The 18,287-nt window shown below is 61.3% G+C and carries 18 protein-coding genes; 17 read left to right on the forward strand and 1 reads right to left on the reverse strand.

Features of this window, described 5'->3' with window-relative positions; genetic code table 11:
- Positions 1 to 134 precede the first annotated feature (134 nt).
- The 17 genes from fliE to PHS32_RS18020 all read left to right on the forward strand — a co-directional run bounded on the left by fliE (position 135) and on the right by PHS32_RS18020 (position 17,597).
- A complete protein-coding gene (gene fliE / locus PHS32_RS17940; protein WP_301080461.1) occupies positions 135 to 473 on the forward strand; it encodes a flagellar hook-basal body complex protein FliE in 339 nt (112 codons plus the stop codon).
- Between the two features lie 188 nt (positions 474 to 661).
- On the forward strand, positions 662 to 1,801 hold the full coding sequence (locus tag PHS32_RS17945) for a FliC/FljB family flagellin (protein WP_301080462.1): 1,140 nt from the start codon (positions 662 to 664) through the stop codon (positions 1,799 to 1,801).
- A gap of 124 nt (positions 1,802 to 1,925) precedes the next feature.
- Positions 1,926 to 2,345, forward strand: a complete 420-nt coding sequence (locus tag PHS32_RS17950; RefSeq protein WP_301080463.1) for a flagellar protein FlaG — start codon at positions 1,926 to 1,928, stop codon at positions 2,343 to 2,345.
- Between the two features lie 44 nt (positions 2,346 to 2,389).
- On the forward strand, positions 2,390 to 3,856 hold the full coding sequence (gene fliD, locus PHS32_RS17955; protein WP_301080464.1) for a flagellar filament capping protein FliD: 1,467 nt from the start codon (positions 2,390 to 2,392) through the stop codon (positions 3,854 to 3,856).
- Positions 3,857 to 3,866: 10 nt separating this feature from the next.
- On the forward strand, positions 3,867 to 4,343 hold the full coding sequence (gene fliS, locus PHS32_RS17960) for a flagellar export chaperone FliS (protein ID WP_301080465.1): 477 nt from the start codon (positions 3,867 to 3,869) through the stop codon (positions 4,341 to 4,343).
- Position 4,344: 1 nt separating this feature from the next.
- Positions 4,345 to 4,689: a flagellar protein FliT gene (locus tag PHS32_RS17965; RefSeq protein WP_301080466.1), complete on the forward strand. Its 345-nt coding sequence runs from the start codon at positions 4,345 to 4,347 to the stop codon at positions 4,687 to 4,689.
- Positions 4,686 to 5,660: a flagellar hook-length control protein FliK gene (locus tag PHS32_RS17970; RefSeq protein WP_301080467.1), complete on the forward strand. Its 975-nt coding sequence runs from the start codon at positions 4,686 to 4,688 to the stop codon at positions 5,658 to 5,660. Before PHS32_RS17965 ends, PHS32_RS17970 begins: the two co-directional genes overlap by 4 nt.
- Positions 5,660 to 5,986 carry an EscU/YscU/HrcU family type III secretion system export apparatus switch protein gene (locus PHS32_RS17975; protein WP_301080481.1) on the forward strand — a complete coding sequence of 109 codons (327 nt, stop codon included), beginning with the start codon at positions 5,660 to 5,662 and terminating at the stop codon, positions 5,984 to 5,986. Before PHS32_RS17970 ends, PHS32_RS17975 begins: the two co-directional genes overlap by 1 nt.
- 19 nt (positions 5,987 to 6,005) lie before the next feature.
- The gene (locus tag PHS32_RS17980; protein WP_301080468.1) at positions 6,006 to 6,572 is read left to right on the forward strand and encodes a response regulator; all 567 of its coding nucleotides are present in this window, start codon (positions 6,006 to 6,008) and stop codon (positions 6,570 to 6,572) included.
- Positions 6,573 to 6,593: 21 nt separating this feature from the next.
- Positions 6,594 to 9,389 carry an MASE3 domain-containing protein gene (locus PHS32_RS17985; RefSeq protein ID WP_301080469.1) on the forward strand — a complete coding sequence of 932 codons (2,796 nt, stop codon included), beginning with the start codon at positions 6,594 to 6,596 and terminating at the stop codon, positions 9,387 to 9,389.
- 212 nt (positions 9,390 to 9,601) lie between these two features.
- Positions 9,602 to 9,919 (forward strand): flagellar transcriptional regulator FlhD, encoded by a 318-nt coding sequence (flhD, locus tag PHS32_RS17990; RefSeq protein WP_301080471.1) that lies wholly within the window; start codon positions 9,602 to 9,604, stop codon positions 9,917 to 9,919.
- A 57-nt stretch (positions 9,920 to 9,976) separates the two neighbouring features.
- Positions 9,977 to 10,594 carry a flagellar transcriptional regulator FlhC gene (gene flhC / locus PHS32_RS17995; protein WP_301080472.1) on the forward strand — a complete coding sequence of 206 codons (618 nt, stop codon included), beginning with the start codon at positions 9,977 to 9,979 and terminating at the stop codon, positions 10,592 to 10,594.
- Between the two features lie 57 nt (positions 10,595 to 10,651).
- Positions 10,652 to 11,515: a flagellar motor stator protein MotA gene (gene motA / locus PHS32_RS18000; RefSeq protein WP_301080473.1), complete on the forward strand. Its 864-nt coding sequence runs from the start codon at positions 10,652 to 10,654 to the stop codon at positions 11,513 to 11,515.
- A 21-nt stretch (positions 11,516 to 11,536) separates the two neighbouring features.
- Positions 11,537 to 12,460 carry a flagellar motor protein MotB gene (gene motB, locus PHS32_RS18005; protein ID WP_301080474.1) on the forward strand — a complete coding sequence of 308 codons (924 nt, stop codon included), beginning with the start codon at positions 11,537 to 11,539 and terminating at the stop codon, positions 12,458 to 12,460.
- A 22-nt stretch (positions 12,461 to 12,482) separates the two neighbouring features.
- Positions 12,483 to 14,588, forward strand: coding sequence for a chemotaxis protein CheA (cheA, locus tag PHS32_RS18010; RefSeq protein WP_301080475.1), 2,106 nt, complete (start codon positions 12,483 to 12,485; stop codon positions 14,586 to 14,588).
- A gap of 90 nt (positions 14,589 to 14,678) precedes the next feature.
- Positions 14,679 to 16,199 carry a methyl-accepting chemotaxis protein gene (locus PHS32_RS18015; protein WP_301080476.1) on the forward strand — a complete coding sequence of 507 codons (1,521 nt, stop codon included), beginning with the start codon at positions 14,679 to 14,681 and terminating at the stop codon, positions 16,197 to 16,199.
- Positions 16,200 to 16,385: 186 nt separating this feature from the next.
- Positions 16,386 to 17,597 carry an HD-GYP domain-containing protein gene (locus tag PHS32_RS18020; protein ID WP_301080477.1) on the forward strand — a complete coding sequence of 404 codons (1,212 nt, stop codon included), beginning with the start codon at positions 16,386 to 16,388 and terminating at the stop codon, positions 17,595 to 17,597.
- Positions 17,598 to 17,636: 39 nt separating this feature from the next.
- Here the strand turns inward: PHS32_RS18020 and PHS32_RS18025 are convergent.
- Positions 17,637 to 18,287: methyl-accepting chemotaxis protein (locus PHS32_RS18025; protein ID WP_301080479.1), on the reverse strand; the 651-nt coding region annotated here is incomplete at its 5' end.

Consider the following 18,287-nt stretch of genomic DNA (forward strand, 5'->3'; position numbering starts at 1 on the left):
ACAGGGGCGACGTTCTTCATTTATCGAACAGCTGCCCGTTTTGCCGTCTCTTAGATGCGATGTTGTGGACAATCCACTGATACGCTTCAAGCCCTAAGTTAACAGCTAGGCGCAGCAGCGCCGAAGGAACTAGCATGGCGATATCCTCTATCTCGTCCAACTCTTCAATCGAGTCGGTGCTGGCGCAAATGCGTCAGATGCGTCAAATGGCCAAGGTCGCCGACCCGGGGCAGGCCGCCGCGGCGCCGGCTGGCGGCTTTTCCGGTGCCCTCAGGAAGTCGCTGGATGCCATCAGCGAAACCCAGAACAAGGCCTACGGCCAGGCCCAGGACTTCGAGCTGGGCAAGCCGGGCGTTGCCCTGAATGACGTGATGGTCGATCTGCAGAAGGCCAACATCAGCTTTCAGATGGGGGTGCAGGTGCGCAACAAAGTGGTTGCCGCCTACCAGGAAATCATGAATATGCAGGCTTGAGCGGGCCAAACCCGGGAAAAAGAGAGAAAAAAGGAATGGATGGAAGAAATTTTGGTGCCGGCCCTAAAGGTTTTTCGGAACTTGTCGATAACCTGAATAACGGTGGCTTACTGCCCTAGATTCCGGGTAAACCCAACGTTTCGGTCAACTGGCCGAGTCCATCAACTTTTGCATACAGGAGCTCCATCATGGGACAAGTCATCAACACCAACACACTCTCGTTGCTTACCCAAAACAACCTGAGCAAATCGCAATCCGCGTTGAACACGTCGATCCAGCGCCTCTCGTCCGGCGTGCGCATCAACAGTGCCAAGGACGACGCCGCCGGTCAGGCCATCGCCAACCGCTTCAACGCCAACATCAAGGGTCTGACGCAAGCCCAACGCAATGCCAATGACGGCATTTCGCTGGCGCAAACGACGGAAGGTGCCTTGAACGAAGTCAATACCAACCTGCAACGCATCCGCGAATTGACGGTGCAATCGGCCAACGGCTCCAACTCCGCCGCCGACAAGACTTCGATCCAGGCTGAAATTGCCCAGCGCATGGCGGAAATCGACCGCACCTCGGCCCAAACCGACTTCAACGGCACCAAAGTGCTGTCCGCCGACCGGAGTCTGTCGATTCAGGTCGGTGCCAACGACGGCGAAGCGATCACCATCGGCCTGAAGAAGATGGACTCCACGGCGCTGGGTCTGGGTGGCTATAGCGTTTCGGGTCTGTCCGATGCAATTACTTCGTTCACGGACACGTCCGTCGCTGGCACGTCGACCAAGGTGGATGTCAACCTTGCGGCTGTCACCGTTACCAACATGTCCGCCGGCACGACCACCGCAGACCTGAAGCTGCATGGCTATGGTACCTACACGGCGGCAACGCAGACCTATGCCAACTACGCAGTCGAGGATAAGGCGGGCAACTTGTACAAATTGAACGGTGCCGTCAATAACACAACGGGCGTGGTGGCCAACTTCACGGCGTCTGGAACGGTTGCGGAACTGGCTGCTCAAAAAGCCGCCTACGATGCAAATGCCGCAGCCGGTATGACCTCCACCGCCAATCCGCTGGCGGCGCTGGACAAGGCACTGGCTCAGGTCGATTCCCTGCGCGGTTCCCTCGGTGCGGTGCAAAACCGTTTCGACTCGGTGATCTCGAATCTGGGCACCACGGTCAACAACCTGACCTCCTCGCGCTCACGCATCGAAGATGCCGACTACGCCACGGAAGTTTCGAACATGACACGGGCGCAGATTCTGCAACAAGCCGGCACCTCCGTGCTGGCCAAAGCGAACCAGTCGACCCAAGGTGTGATGGCGCTGTTGCAATAAGCGCTGGCGGCGAAAGCCGATAAGTTAGCCAATCGGGCCAAAAGAGAGGCCCGATTGCGCTACCCACTCCGGCCTGCGGAGTTGCACAGGCCCGAGTGGATAGCGTTTTGACGGGAGACCGGAAATGTCGATTTCAACCACTGCGATGCGGGTCGATCATGTGGGGCTGGCAGCTCAGAAGATTGCGCAGCCGGGCGCTGCCGGCAAGCCGCAGGCGGGACTGTTGAAAGCGCCTTCCGTCAATGTCCCCGATCAAATGTCGAAGATGGCGGCGGCGCAGGCGCTGGCCGATGCCAGGCAGGGCGAGGCCGGCAAACTGAGCGCCGAGCAGGCCCGGCAAACGCTGCAGGAGATCAACAAGGTGATGGACGCCCTGTCAATCAGCGTGCAGTTCCAGATCGATCCCGATTACAAGGAGGTGATCATCAAGGTGGTGGACCAGGATACCGGCAAGGTGATCCGCCAACTCCCCTCCGAGGACGTGGTGCGCGTGGCCAAGGCCCTCGATAATTTGAAAGGACTGCTTTTTGCCCAGGCCGTGTGATGGCGCTGTTTCAGGTGCAATGGACTGGGTGAACAGGATTTATTATGGCTACCGTTTCTTCCCTCGGCATCGGCTCCAATCTTGATTTGACCAGCTTGCTGGCCAGCATCAAGAGCAATGAGCAGGCGCCGCTGCTGGTGCTGCAAAAGCAGCAAACCAGCTATACCTCCAGGCTGACCGCTTACGGGCAGTTGAACAGCGCCTTGAGCGCGCTCCAGAGCGCCGCGGCGACACTCTCCAAGGCAACCCTGTTTCAGGGCGTCAAGGCCAACTCGACGGCCAGCGATGTGGTCGGCGCCACGGCTTCGGCAACGGCTGCCAGTGGCGTCTACGCGGTGAACGTGACGCAATTGTCGCAAGCGCAGTCGCTGGCCGCCGCCGGCGTCGCCAGCAGCACGGCGCCGATTGGCACGGGCGCGGCGACCACCTTGACGCTGGACTTCGGCACCCTCTCCGGCGCCACGCCAGACCCGTTGACCGGCAAATATACGGGTGCCACTTTTACGCCGGATGCCACGCGTGCGGCCACCAGCATCACGATCGACGCCAGCAACAACACGCTGGCCGGCATTCGGGATGCCATCAACGGCAACGCCAGCATCGGCGTCACGGCCGCCATCGTCAATGACGGCAGCGCCACGCCCAACCGGTTGGTACTGACTTCCAAGCAAAGCGGGGAGACCTCCAGCATGCGCATTGCCGTCAGCGGCGATGCGGCGCTGAGCAGCCTGCTGGCGCACGATCCGGCCGGTTTGCCGGCGGCCCAGTTGCAGCAGACCGCGGTGGCCCAGAACAGCAAATTGACGGTCAACGGCATTGCTGTCACCAGCGCCAGCAACAGCGTGGTGGACGCAGTGCAAGGTGTCACCATGACGCTGGCCAAGGTCGGTGCCAGCAGCCTGACGGTGCAGAACGACAGCGCCAGCGTGCAAGGTGCGATCACCACTTTTGTCAACGCCTACAACAGCTTTCAGAACGTCTCCAAGCAGTTGACGGCTTTTGACGCCGCCAAGAAGACCGGTGCCATTCTGCTGGGCGATGCCACCTTGCGCAATATTCAGGTCGCTATCCGCGCCACCCTGACCGGCGCCCAGGTACCCGACAGCAGCGGCCTGACGACGCTGTCGCAGATCGGCGTCTCGTTCCAGAAAGACGGTACCCTGGCGATCGATGCGACCAAATTGACGGCCGCCCTGGGCAGTCATTTGAGCGGGGTCGCCAATCTGTTTTCCGGCAGTGCCGGGGTTGGCGGCTATGGCAACCAGCTGGCCACGCTGATCACCGGGTTCACCGATGCCAATGGCGTCCTGTCGGCCGCCACCAAGGGCGTCAATACGAGCCTGGACACGCTCAGCAAGCAATACACGGCGACCTCCGACCGGATCGATGCCACGGTGGCGCGCTACAAAGCCCAGTTTACGCAGCTCGACACGCTGATCAGCAGCATGAACCAGACCAGCTCGTACCTGACGCAGCAATTCAACGCCTTGAACAACACGACAACCAAGTAAGGGGAAACTCATGTATGAACCAAATGCCATGGCTCGCAGCGGCGCCAGTACCTACGCCCGGGTCGGCCTTGAAACGGGCGTCATGAGCGCCTCGCCGCACCAATTGATCACCTTGCTGTTCAATGGCGTCAAAACGGCCATCAGCATGGCGCGTCATCACATGCTGAGCGGTGAGATCGTGGCCAAGGGCAAAGCGATTTCGAAAGCCATCAACATCATCGACAACGGTCTGAAGACCAGTTTTGAAGCGCCTGCGGGCGATGCCGCCGGTGCCGCCCTGGTGGCCAATCTGCTGGCGCTGTACGACTACATCGGTCAGCGTCTGCTGCTGGCCAACCTGCGCAACGACCCGGCACTGCTGGACGAGGCGGAGCGGCTGCTGGAGACCGTCAGCTCGGCCTGGCTGGAAGTGGATCCGCAGCTGTCCCAGCCGGCGCGGCAGCCGGCGAATGGCCCGATGTCAACCCGTTTTTCCATAGGAGCCTGAGATGGGATGCCAAAGTGAAGTCATGCACTGCTACGAGCAGATTGCGCCCATCACGGAACGCATGCTGATGTTGGCACAGCTGCGCCACTGGGGCGAGTTGCCGGCGCTGGAGACGCAACAAAGCGCGCTGGTGGAGCGCCTGCGGGTGATTGAAGCCGGCGAGACTTTGAGCGAGGCGCAGACGGCGCGCAAATACCAGTTGCTGGGCCGTATCACGGCGCAGCAGGCCGAGATCAATAGCCTGGTCGTGCCGCAATTGAGGGAACTGGGCCTGATACTCAAAAACATGGCGTCCCAGCAACTGCTGCAGCAGGCCTACGGTCAGAGCAACGACCCGCTGTCATGAGCGGTGTCACGCCCCTGGTCGACACCTTGTTGGCGACGCGGCTGGCGCAGCGCCTTGACCTGGTGCCGCTGAAGGGGCAGTTCGATATTGCCGGACCGGGCGTCGTGACGCAGGTGGAACAAGTCAGCAACGACGTCCGTCTGTCATCGCGCGCGGCCCTGCAACAGCAGTTGAGCGCGGTCTCCGCTGCAGGCGTCGACCAGGGCGCCAGTGCGCCCGGGGTCCCGCTGGACCAGAGCGTCACTTTGAGCGCGGTGGCGCGTGCCTTGACGGCCATTCTGGACCCGCCGACCGACCCGAGCGTGAAAATTACGGGAACGCAAGCGCTGTGGCCCCAGCCGCAGAAACCCGATGGCCGGCAACTGGCTGCGACCTTGCTCGACACGGTAGCCCATTCGGGTCTTTTTTACGAGTCGCACCTGCAGCAGTTTGCCGCCGGCGAGCGCACGCTGGCGCAATTGGCGCGCGAGCCGCAAGCGCATCTGGGCAGTCTGGCGCAGGCGTCGGAGGCCGGTCCGGCAGCGGCCCTGGCGACAGCTTCGGGCGCCCCGGCCAGCCCCGATCCGGTGGCTGCCATTCACCCGCAAGCCGTGGCATTGGTGCGCCAGCAGCTCGAGTTGCTGGCGCTGCCGCTGTTTCGCTGGAGCGGCGAAGCCTGGCCCGGCACCCCCCTGGAGTGGGAAATACAGGAGGAGTCAAGAGAGCCGCAGGGCGGCGCAGACGAGCCCGCGCCGCAACGCAGCTGGACCAGCAAGCTGGCGCTGGAACTGCCCACGCTGGGCGCGCTGGAAGCGCGTTTGAATCTGGCCGGCAACACGCTGCAACTGCGTCTGGCGGCGCGCCAGCCGGCCACCGTGAGCCTGCTGGGGCAGGCCGGCAGCGGCCTGCCCCAGCGCCTGGGCGCCGTGGGTCTGCAACTGACCGGTCTGCAAATTGGAACACTGGCGCCGGTGTCGATGCCGGTAACATGATGGAACAACAGCTGCCAGAGCGAACCAGTGCCGTAGCACTGTCCCACTCCGCCAGGGACATGACACCTGTCGTGGTGGCCAAGGGCTATGGCGTGGTGGCCGACTCGATTGTCCGGATCGCGCGCGAAAATGGTCTGTATGTGCACTCCTCGCCCGATCTGGTGAAGTTGTTGCTGCAGGTTGATCTGGATGCACGAATTCCGCCAGAATTGTATGTGGCGGTGGCCGAGGTGCTAGCATGGCTGCATCAGCTTGAAAACAGTCCGGTCACTGCGCAATACAGGGAAGCGATGAATCGATTAAGCCCCAATCGAAACCCCAATTGAATTGAATTGCACTCAAGTCATGACTGAAGAACTCAAAAACCTGCCCTACCTGACACCCAACGAGGTCGCCCAGTGGATGATGGTGTCCCCGGTGACGGTTCGCAGTTGGGCGCAAAAAGGCTTGCTCCAGGCCGAAGTCACGCCCGGCGGCCATCGCCGGTTTCGCCGGGAGGAGGTCGAGCGCTTCGCGCGCCAATGGAATCCACAGGGCAACAAAGGGCCTTTGAGGGTACTGATTGTCGATGACGACCGGGCGATTGTCGGTTTTCTGCGGGAGTTGCTGGAAGGCGGGGACTACCAGACGGTGGTGGAGACGGCCCATGACGGCTTCGAAGCCGGGCGCAAGGTTCATGCTTTTGCTCCCGACATCGTGCTGCTCGACTTCATGATGCCGGGCATCAAGGGCAGTGAAGTGTGCCGTCAAATCAAGCAGTTGCCGGGGCCTGCCAATGTGCGCGTGATTGCCATGAGCGGCTACCTCAGTCCCGAAAACGAAGCCGAACTGTTGGCCGCCGGGGCTGAGTGCTGTCTTTCCAAACCGCTTGACACGAACCGTCTGCTCAAGCTGATGGGTCTTGAGGACTAGGCCCAGAGCAAGAGCGTGCAAGTGAATCCGGAAACGCAGAAGATCCAGATCAATCGGGTCAAATCGAGACGTCAGACCGCCGTCGTGGATGGGCGCCGGTTGCGTCAGCAACTGCTTTTGGTGGGGGGGCTGGCGGCCCTGGTATTGGCGGTCCTGTTGCTGCCGCTGCCGGACCTGAACCGGGCCTTCCGGTATTACTTTTCCATCCACCTGCTGCTGGACTTTTTCTCCGTGGTGGTGGTGGTTCTTGTCTTTGCCACGGTCTGGCATACGCCGGCGAAAGAGGTCTCGACTTCTTTTCTATTGATCGCGGTGGCCCTGTTTGCCGCCGGTTGGCTTGATTTTGCCCATGCCTTGTTGTTCGATATACCCGAACCCAGCACCCCTTTTTCGGCCGAAAAAGGCGCGGTATTCTGGCTCGGGGGACGCCTGATGGTGGCGCTGACGCTGTTGCTGGTCAGCTTCTATCCGCAATTAGGCCCGGCGCCGGGCAAGGCCCGCTTCGGCATTTTTGCCGGCTTTAGCGGGCTCTGCCTGCTGCTGGCCTGGCCGGTGTTTTTTCAGGAGATCGATTGGCCGGCCTTGCGCTTGGACGACGGCGGCCTGACTTTGCTGGGTGCCGGCCTGGAGTGGTGCATCGCCGCCTTGCTGGCGCTGGCGGCTTGGCGCTACTACCGGCTGTCGCGCCGCTCGGACGAAGAAGTCCTGTCCCTGCTGTTCGGTGCCGTCGCAATTGCCGGTTTGAGCGAGATGCTGCTGAGCCAGTACGTGGCGGTCGCCGATCTGCGCAACCTGCTGGGTCATGCTTACCGATTTTTGAGCTATTGCCTGTTCTACCAGGCGATGTTTGTTATCTGCGTTAACCGGCCGTACCAGAAACTGACGGCGCAAACCCTGCTGCGCCGGAAAAACGATGAAACCCTGCGGACCCAGGGCCTGGCCCTGGATTCCACCACCACGCCGGTTATCGTGACCGATCTGGAGGGCAAAATCCTGTGGCGCAACCGCGCCAGTTATGCTCTGATGGGCCGGCGATCCTCGGACGTCGAACCCGGTTCTTCCCTGTTTTCGGAACCCGTCACGCTGGACCCGGTGGTGGCTGAGCGGATGCGGGCCACGGTCGAGGCCGGGGGCGTCTGGCGCGGCCTGGTGCATCTGAAGGATCAGCGCGGCGACGACGTCATCCTGGACCGCACCGTGACGCCGGTGCGCGACGAAAACGGCGCGCCCAAGGGCTACATCTCGGTCGGCGAGAACGTGACGCAAAGGGAATATGCCCAACTGCGCTACAAGCGCGTACTTGACATGACCATCGACGGCTTCTGGATTGCCGACCTCGACGGCCGCTTGTGCGAAGTCAATCAAGCTTACGCCAGGATGTCGGGCTACTCGGTCGAAGAACTGCTGGGCATGAACGTCAGCCAACTCGAAGCGCAGGAGCGCCCGGAGCAGCTGCAAGAGCACATTCAAAGAATTGTCGAACTCGGGAAAGACCGCTTCGAAACCCGCCATCGCCACAAACAAGGCTACGAAATCACGGTTGATGTTTCCGTCATTTACGACCCCGTGCAACAGCTGCTTTTTGTTTTCGTGCGCGACCGTACCGAACTGGTGCAAGCCGCCGCCGCCAAGAAAGGGCTGGAGCGGCAGCTGCAGCAGTCGCAAAAAGTGCAGCAACTGGGGCAATTGACGGGCGGTATTGCACATGACTTCAACAACAGCCTGGCGACCATTCTGGGCTACTCGCGACTGGCGCTGGACCGCTTTGTGCCGGACAAGCAGGGCAAGCTGGCAAGTTACCTGCGCGAGGTGGTTGCCGCCAGCGAGCGGGCACGCGACCTGATCGCCAAGATGCTCACTTTTGCCAGCACCCAGCCCAGTGCCAGTGCCGACGTGATTGCGCCTTCCGCCGTGGTGCAGGACGTCGTCAACATGATGCGGGTGTCTATCCCCTCGAGTATCGAGATCATGAGCTGGATAGAGGATGAACTCTACATCTGCATAGACCCCAGCGAGCTCAGCCAGGTGCTGGTCAACCTGATCATCAACGCCCGGGATGCCATCACCGGGCACGGCGTCATCGAGATTCGCCAGCACCGGGTCGAGATCAAGGGCAAGATCTGTGCTGCCAGCCATACCAGCCTGTCCGGCACTTTTGCCGCCCTGGAAGTGTCCGACACCGGCAGCGGCATAGACCCGCAGCACATGTCGCGCCTGTTCGATCCTTTTTTTACAACCAAGGAGGTTGGCAAGGGAACCGGACTGGGCCTGTCCATGGTGCAGGGCATTTTGCGGCGTTCCAACGGGCATGTGGTGGTCGAATCCAGGCTGGGTCAAGGCAGTCAGTTCCAGTTGCTGTTCCCGATTGCAGAGCCGCCCGACGCAGCGGGCGGTGTTCAGCCCAGCAAAGCGTCGACCCGAGTGGGTCTGGGGCAACAAATCTGGGTGGTCGACGACGAGCCGGCCGTGGCCCGCTACCTGGGCGAATTGCTGGAAGACTGGGGTTACCAGGCGCGGCTGTTTAACGACCCGTCGGATCTGTTCGCCGCTTTTGCGGGTGAAAAGAATCAGGTCGACCTGGTGATTACCGACCAGACCATGCCCGGCCTGACCGGTCTGGCGCTGGCGCAGCGCTTGCACAGTTTGCGGCCCGGCTTGCCCATCATTCTGTGCAGCGGCTACACCGACTCGATCAGCCAGTCAGACGTGTTGCAGCATGAAATTCGCCGCTATTTCACCAAGCCGCTCGATCCGACGCAGTTGCGTGAGGCCTTGGAGAAGGAGTTTTTCCAGACCAAGCCGGATATTTTGCGATGAAAAATCGCTGTTACCGATTTCTTAGACTTTAACGAATAAATCGCTTAAATCGCTAGACACGCTCATTTCGATTGGATACACTTAATTACGAAGTTTACAAGCGGGTCGACTTTTTTGCCCGCAAGGTACAAGTTCGTAACACACGGCGGGGCACCACAGAGAGGTACCCGGCCGCGTCGACAGAGAGCAAGTTGTCAAGCTAGGAGCGCAAAATGGTTGAGACGGGTAATACCAACGACATCAGTGATTTGAATTTGGCCTACCTGCTGCTGGCACAGCGGCTCGTCCGGGAGGACGTTGCCTCGGCCATGTTCCGCTTGGGCATGAGCCGGGAGTTGGCCGATTTGCTGGGAAATCTGTCGCTTTCGCAAATTGTCAAGCTGGCTTCTTCCAGCCTGCTGTTGTGCCGCTTCAGATTTGACGACCAGCCGATTCTGTCGGCGCTGTCGCATGAGGTCAAGGACATGGCCTTGCAGCAGGCCCATACCGCCATCCTGATGGCCCGCCAGCCGGTGGCGGCGACCCGATGAGGCGGCGCAGCGGGTGCGGCAACCGGACCCCTCTCATGGTTCGCATTCGGGGTCGGCATGGCCGCTAAAAGCGTCATTCACGAAGCGCAGGATATCGCGCTGGCGATGGATTTGATCAATCTGGGCGCCCGACTCCAGTTTCTGGAAGCCGAGACCAGTCTGAGTCGGGACCGCCTGATCAAGCTGTACAAGGAGATCAAGGGCGTTTCGCCACCCAAGGGCTTGCTGCCGTTTTCCACCGACTGGTTCATGACCTGGCTGGCCAACATCCATTCGTCGATGTTCTACAACATCTACCGCTTCATGTTGACGCAGGGCGGCTGTACCCGAATCAACGCGGTCATCAAAAGCTACCGGCTCTATCTGGAGCAGACCGAACTGCAAGGCACGTTGCCGGTTCTTGATTTCACGCGGGCCTGGACGCTGGTCCGGTTTTTTGACAGCGACATGTTGCAGTTGAGTACCTGTACCCGCTGCACCGGTCAGTTCGTGGCCCATGCGCACGACACCCAAAACAACTATGTGTGTGTGTTGTGCCGGCCGCCATCGCGCGCCGGCAAGACCAGCAAGGCCAAACCCGACGCCCCCGAGGTGCCGGTGAGTGTCAAGGAGGATAAGCGCGCGCCGTCGTCTTCGCAGTGGCTGGCTCAAGTGATGAGCGGGGTTCGCACCTGACGGGCGGCGGGTCGATCCGGCGTTATTGAACAACAGATTTTTCAACGAGAGAACATAGTGCTGGTCATTGTTGGTTATCTGATCGTGCTGGGGTCCGTGTTCGGCGGCTATGTGATGATGGGCGGGCATTTGGGTGTGCTGTACCAGCCGCTCGAACTGCTGATCATCGGCGGCGCCGCGGTGGGCGCCTTCGTTGCCGGCAATGACGGTAAAACGGTCCGTGCCACCATGAAAGAGTTGCCGAAATTGTTGCGCAATTCCAAAAAGCACGACAAGGCGCTCTACATGGAGTTGCTGGCCCTCTTGTACGTGCTGCTTTCCAAGGGCCGCAAGGACGGCATGATGGCGCTGGAGTCGGACATCGACGATCCGCAGAACAGCGCCATTTTTGCGCCCTACCAGGTGATTTTGCGCGATGCTCCGGTGATCGAGTTCCTGACCGACTACCTGCGTCTGGTGGTCAGCGGCAACACCGATCCGTTCGAGATCGGCGAGCTGATGGAGCACGAACTTGAAACCTACAAGCAGGAGGCGGAAGTTCCAGCCCACAGTCTGGCCCGGGTCGGCGACGCGTTGCCGGCGCTGGGCATTGTGTCGGCGGTGCTGGGCGTGGTCCATGCGCTGGCATCGGCCGATCTGCCGCCGGCCGAGATGGGCCAATTGATTGCCCACGCGATGGTGGGCACCTTCCTGGGCATCCTGCTGTCCTACGGTTTCGTGTCGCCGCTGGCCACCTTGATCGAGCACAAAGTGGCGGAATCGCTCAAGGTCTACCAATGCATCAAGGTCACGCTGATGGCCAGCTTGAACGGCTACGCACCGCAACTGGCGGTGGAGTTCGGCCGGAAAATTCTGTATTCGACCGAACGGCCCTCGTTTACCGAGCTCGAGGGGCACGTTCGTGAGGTCAAGAACCGCTGACGCCGACATGTCCGAGCCGCCATGAACGAAGTCACACGCCGGATCATCATCAAGCGCCCGGTCATGGCGGCGGCCCATCACGGTGGTGCCTGGAAGATTGCGTTCGCCGATTTCATGACCGCCATGTTTGCCTTCTTTCTGGTCATGTGGCTGCTCGGCAATTCTTCGGCGCAGCAGTTGGCCGGTATTGCCGAGCAATTCAAGATGCCGCTCAAGATGGCCATCGCCGGCGGCAAGAGAAGCAGTACCACCAGCAGTGTGATCCCGGGCGGTGGCGCCGATCCCCTGCATACGGCCGGCGAGGTCAAGAAGGCCGACGGCGAGGAAGATGTGGCCCGGCTGAGCGCGCTCAAGCAACGTCTGAACGACATGATAGAAGCCAACCCGGTGTTGCGGCAGTTCCGCCACCAACTGCTGCTCGACATCACGTCGGAAGGTCTGCGCATCCAGATCGTCGACAGCAACAGCCGCCCCATGTTCGACCGCTCCAGCGCCATCGTCGTGTCCTACATGCGCACCATTCTGCAGGCGATCGGTCCGGTGCTCAATGAGCAGCCGAACAAGATTACCTTGTCCGGCCATACCGACGCGACGCTTTACCCCAGGGGCGATAAATCGTACAGCAACTGGGAGTTGTCGGCCGATCGGGCCAATGCCTCGCGCCGCGAGTTGATCGCCGGTGGCATGCAGGACCAGAAAGTGCTGCGTGTCATGGGGGTGGCGGCCAGCATGCATTTGAACCAGGAAGACCCGTTTGCCGCGGTCAATCGCCGCATCAGCATCGTCGTGCTCAATCACCGAGCGCAAGGGGAGATCGAGGCCGCCAATGCCGCCAATCCGGCCAAGGCTGCCAATATCGGCATCAAACTGCCCACCGGGCAAGCCGCCGCCACCCGGCCGCCGGCCGCCAATCGGCCACCGGTTCGCGCCGATGGCCAGATCTAGCGCAGTACGAAAGGCACCTGAGATGGATATCAAGCAGTTTTACCAAACCTTTTTTGAAGAAGCCGACGAGTTGCTGGCGGAGATGGAATTGCTTCTGCTGGGGCTGGATTTGCAGGCGCCGGAGAGTGAGCATCTGAATGCCATATTTCGGGCCGCGCACTCGATCAAGGGGGGGGCCGCGACGTTTGGCTTCGTGGCGTTGACCGAGACCACGCATTTGCTTGAAAACCTGCTCGACAAGGCACGTCATGGTCAATTGATACTGAGCCAGAAAATGATGGATGGCTTTTTGGAGACGAAAGACGTGTTGCAAAAACAATTGAGCGCTTACCGCTCCGACAGCGAGCCGGAACCGGAAATGGTGCAGCGCATCTGTGCGGTGCTGCGGCAACTGGCGCTGGAGGCCAGCGCCGGTGCTGGCGCCGAGGCCGGCAACAGCGCGCCGGAGCCCGCGCCAGCCCCGCCACCGGTCCCGGCCACTGCCGTCGCGCCGGCAGCGGCGGTGCCGACGCCGGCGCCGACCAAGGTATTGCCGGGAGCCGCCCTGCAGGTGCGCTTTTCCAAAGTCTCCGAGAGCGACCGCAAATTACTCAGCCAGGAGTTGGCCAATTTGGGCACGGTGCTGAGCCAGACCGAGACCGATGACAGCCTGACCGTGTGCCTGGAAACCGGCTGCGACCCGGACGATGTGATTGCGGTCTGCTGTTTCATTATCGAAGCCGAGCAGATTGAAATCAGTAGCGCGCCAGAGGGTGCCCCTGAAGCGAGCGCTGTCCCCGAGTCGAATGAAGTGCCCGCGGCGATGCCGGAAGTTGCACCGGCTGCGGCGCCGTTGGCCCCGGTCGCAGCGCCGGTGGCTGCGCCGCCGGTGAGCGCGCCGCCAACCCAGTCGCCGACCAAGGCGGCGGTCGCGCCGGTGGCGGCGGCGGCCAGTGCCAAGGAGTCGGGCTCGATCCGGGTCGATGTGGAAAAAGTCGACCAGATCATCAACCTGGTGGGCGAACTGGTGATTACCCAGTCGATGCTGACGCAGATCGCCTCGACCATCGATCCGGTGCTGCACGAGCGTCTGCTGAGTTGCGTCGGGCATCTGGAACGCAATGCGCTGGACTTGCAGGAGTCGGTGATGTCGATCCGGATGATGCCGATGGACTACGTCTTCAGTCGCTTCCCGCGCCTGATACACGATCTGTCGGCCAAGCTCGGCAAACAGGTGCAACTGGTGACGGTCGGCAAGGAAACCGAACTGGACAAGAGTCTGATCGAGCGCGTCATCGACCCGATCACCCATCTGGTGCGCAACAGCCTTGATCACGGCATCGAGAGTCCGGAGCAGCGCGCCTTGCTGGGCAAGGACCCGGTCGGCCGCTTGACGCTGTCGGCGCAGCATCAGGGCGGCAGCATCGTGATCGAGGTGCGCGACGACGGGGGCGGTTTGCCGCGCGACAAAATTCTGGCCAAGGCGATCCAGCAAGGCATGGCGGTCAACGAGACAATCTCCGACGAGGACCTTTGGCAACTCATTTTTGCCCCCGGTTTCTCCACCGCGGAAGTGGTGTCCGACGTTTCGGGTCGCGGCGTCGGCATGGATGTGGTGAAACGCAATATCCATGAAATGGGTGGCCATGTCGAAGTCTCATCGGTCCGGGGGCAGGGCACCAGCATCAGGATCGTGCTGCCGCTGACGCTGGCGATTCTGAATGGCATGTCGGTCAAGGTCGGCCAGGAAATCTACATCCTGCCGCTGAATTACGTCATCGAATCGCTGCAACCGCTGGCCCAGGATATCCACTCCATCACCGGCGACGAGCATGTCATGCATGTTCGCGGCGAATACCTGGCACTGGTCGAATTGCACAAGATGTTTCAAGTCGTCGACGCCGTGCAGGATCCGACGCAAGGCATTGCCGTCATCGTGCAGACCGAAGGAACGCGCTTTGCGCTGATGGTTGACCAGTTGGTCGGTCAGCATCAGGTGGTGGTGAAGAACCTTGAAACCAACTACCGCAAAGTGCCGGGTATTTCCGCGGCAACGATTCTGGGAGATGGCAATGTGGCATTCATCATCGATGTGGTTGGGGTGCGTCGAACGGTTCGCGGGACAGCCGTCCCGGCGCTGGCGCAGTAGCCCCAGCTTGGCCGAACAGAGCGACAGCCCAATGCAATCGAGTCCGCAAATGCAAGCCGCCGGTTGCACCTACCGTGGAGGGCAGACACCATGATTTACCTCAAACTGTTGGCACCGGGTCGACTTTTGATGCGGCGCATGCCTCTGGTCTTCAAGTTTTTGCTGCTGGCGCTGCTGCTGCTGACGCCGCCGGCCGTGCTCCTGCTGCGATCGCTGCTGGGCGGCGCTCCGGCCGGATCCGCAAGCGCCTGGCTGAGCGCCGGTAGTGTGCTGTCGGGGGGCTATTTTTTGCTCGCTTTCTACCATAGCTTTGCGCAGGATCTGTGGCAGGTGACGCAAGCCATGGAGCAGATCGTGCAAGGCGATTTGTGCGTCAGCGTGGAGATCGCCGGCGGCGACGAGCTTGCCATGCTGGCCTTGTCGACCCGCAAGATCGGTCAGACGCTTTCCTCCATGGTGGCCAACGTCCGCAGCAATGCCGCGTTCGTGGCGCATTCGGGCCAGAGCCTGGCGAGCAGCAACCGTCAGCTGTCGGATCGAACCGAGCAGCAGGCGGCCAATCTGGAACAGACCAAGTCCAGTGTCGAACAGCTGTCGGCCACGGTACAAGACAACGCCCGCGCGGCCAGTCAGGCCAACCTCCAGGTCGCCAGTGTGCGCGACGCCGCCGACCAGGAAGGCGCCACCATGACTGCGGCCATCGCCTCGGTGGAGGCGGTTCAGAGCAGCGCCAAGCGCATGGACGAGATTGTCGGTGTGATTGACGGACTGGCTTTTCAGACCAATATCCTGGCCCTCAACGCGGCGGTGGAGGCGGCCCGGGCCGGCGAGTCGGGCCGCGGTTTCGCGGTGGTCGCCAGCGAGGTCCGTTCGCTGGCGCAGCGCTCCGCCGAGTCGGCCAAGGAGATCCGTCTGCTGATCGGCACCTCGTCGACGCAAATTGCCTCCAGCGCCCAGCGCATTCGCGACGCTGGCGGCAGCATGCGCCAGATCGTGGCCAACATTCGTGACGTGGCCAGCAACATGGCGCAGATATCCAGCGCCAGCGCGGAGCAGAGCACGGGACTGATGGAGATCAGCTCGGCGGTGCGTCAACTCGATGAAATCACGCAGCGCAATGCCCAGATGATCGAGCACGCGGCGCGCCAGTCGGCCGATCTGGCGGGTCGCTCCGCCACCCTGGTCGACTCGGTGGCGCTGTTCAAGCTGCAGCAGGGATCGGCGGAGGAGGCCATCGCACTGGTGCAGCGCTGTGTGGCGCAGCGTCGGCGCAGCGCTTCCGTCAGCGCTTTTTTGCGTGATATCACCCATCCGTCGCAGGGCTTTCACGACCGCGACATGTATGTTTTCGTGCTGAATGCGGGTGGCACTTACCTGGCCTTCGGTGGCAACCCGGGCAAGGTCGGAACGCGGGTGCAGGACATTGCCGGGGTCGATGGTGACGGCCTGTTGGCGGCCATCGCGGCCCAGGCCGAGCGGGAGCCCGGCTGGGTCGAATACGACATCACCAACCCGACCACCGGGCGCGTTCAAACCAAGATGTCGTTCGTGCAGAAGCTCGATGACATGCTGATCGGCTGCGGCGTCTATAAAAACCTGATGCTCGGCTAGTGCCCGGTTCAGCAAATCCAGTCCGTTCGCGGCATACTCCACACCCCAAGATGCATTTTTTACTTTTGCTTGTCAGTCACCCGTTCCTCACGCCGGTTGAAAGGATCAAGTTGGCGCGGTCTGTCCAGTCGAACCCGCATGGCCGTCGGGTCACAGCGTCATTTTGTTTTTAAGGAATTATTCGGCATGATCAAGAAAATCAGTGTCCGACAGCTGAAACCGGGGATGTTTGTCCACGACATGGACTGCGGCTGGATGGAACACCCTTTCCTGACCGGGTCTTTCAAGATCCGCAGCGAAAAGGATATCGGGCAGATGATCGCCTACGGCATTCGCGAGCTGTATATCGACTCCGAAAAAGGGCTGGACGCGAGCGATGCGCCAACCAAGAAAGAGGTCGAGACCAGCATCGCGCGGCAAATGGAAGTTGTTTTCGAAAACGTCAAGTCACTCGATCCGACCTCGTTGCAGGAAGAAACCGGCAGGGCCAAGATCGTGCTGGTGGAGGCCAGCAAGATCGTTGGCGACCTGATGCAGGGCGCGCGCCTGGGCCGGCAAATCGAGCAGGAGCAAATCGATCCCATCGTCAGCAAGATGTCGGACTCGATTCTGCGCAACAAGGACGCGCTGCTGAGCCTGTGCCGCATCAAGGAAAAAGACAATTACACGTTTCTTCATTCGGTCAGCGTCGGCGCGCTGCTGATGTGCTTCACCCGCGCCTTCGACCTCAAGCCCGGCGACATGCAGTTGGTGGGAATCGGCGGCATGTTGCACGACATTGGCAAAACCATGGTGCCCGATCGAATCCTGAACAAGGCCGGCGAGTTGACGCTGGACGAGTTCACCACCATGAAGATGCATGTGCTGTACGGCCAGAACATTCTGTCGGACACGCCGGGAATCACCCAGACTTCGTTTGACGTGGTGGCCCAGCACCACGAACGCTACGACGGCAGCGGCTACCCGCTGAAACTCAAGGGCTCGGAGATGTCGATTTACGGGCAGATGGCCTCGATCGTCGACGTCTACGATGCGATCACCTCGGACCGCTGTTACCGCAAGGCGATGGACCCCACCGTGGCGCTCAGGAAAATGTTCGAATGGAGCAAGTTGCACTTCGATCCCGGACTGATACAGACTTTCGTGCGCACCATCGGGATCTACCCGATTGGCACCCTGGTGCTGCTGGAGAGCGGCAAGATTGCCGTGGTGATCGATCAGCAGGGGCGGGATTTGACGCGGCCGCTGGTGCGCGCCATTTTCGACTCGCGGAAAAGTTGTTACATCAGCCCGGAAGATGTCGACCTGTCGAAACCCCTGGGCCAAGGCGGTGGCGACCGTATCGTCAGCCACGAGGCCGCCGCCAAGTGGAACATCGACCCGCATCAGTTCATTTAGGGCGAACCGGCCCTGGCGTTGCTTAGGCCGGTATAGCGGTCAGGCCGAGTCGGCGCGCCTGGCCGCGTGGCCGGCGGAACTGGCCAGATGGAAGGTGCCCACCAACTCGGCCAGATGCTGGGCCTGCTCGCGCATGCTTTCGGCCGCCGCGGCCGATTGCTCGACCAAAGCGGCGTTTTGCTGGGTCATCTGATCCAGGTGCACCACGGCGCTGTTGACTTCGCCGATGCCGTGGCTTTGGTCGGCCGCCGCGGCCGTGATTTCGCCGATGATGTCGGAGACGCGTTGCACCGAATTGACGATCTCGGTCATGGTCTGCCCGGCGTCGCTGACCAGTCGCGAGCCGGCTTCTATGCGCTCCACGCTGGCGCCGATCAGGCTCTTGATTTCCCGCGCTGCCTCGGCCGAACGGCCGGCCAGCCGGCGTACCTCGCTCGCCACCACGGCAAAGCCCCGGCCCTGCTCGCCGGCCCGGGCCGCTTCCACCGCCGCGTTCAAGGCCAGGATGTTGGTCTGGAAGGCGATGCCATCGATGACGCCGATGATGTCGTTGATCTGCTTGGAACTCTGATGGATGTCGTTCATGGTGCTGACCACCTGCGACACCATGACGCCGCCGCGCGCCGCCACCGCGCCGGCCGAGGAGGCCAGCTGGTTGGCCTGGCGCGACGCTTGGGCCGTGTGGCGCAC

It is taken from the genome of Rhodoferax sp. (assembly GCF_028714215.1).
In the GTDB taxonomy this organism is placed as follows: domain Bacteria; phylum Pseudomonadota; class Gammaproteobacteria; order Burkholderiales; family Burkholderiaceae_C; genus Rhodoferax.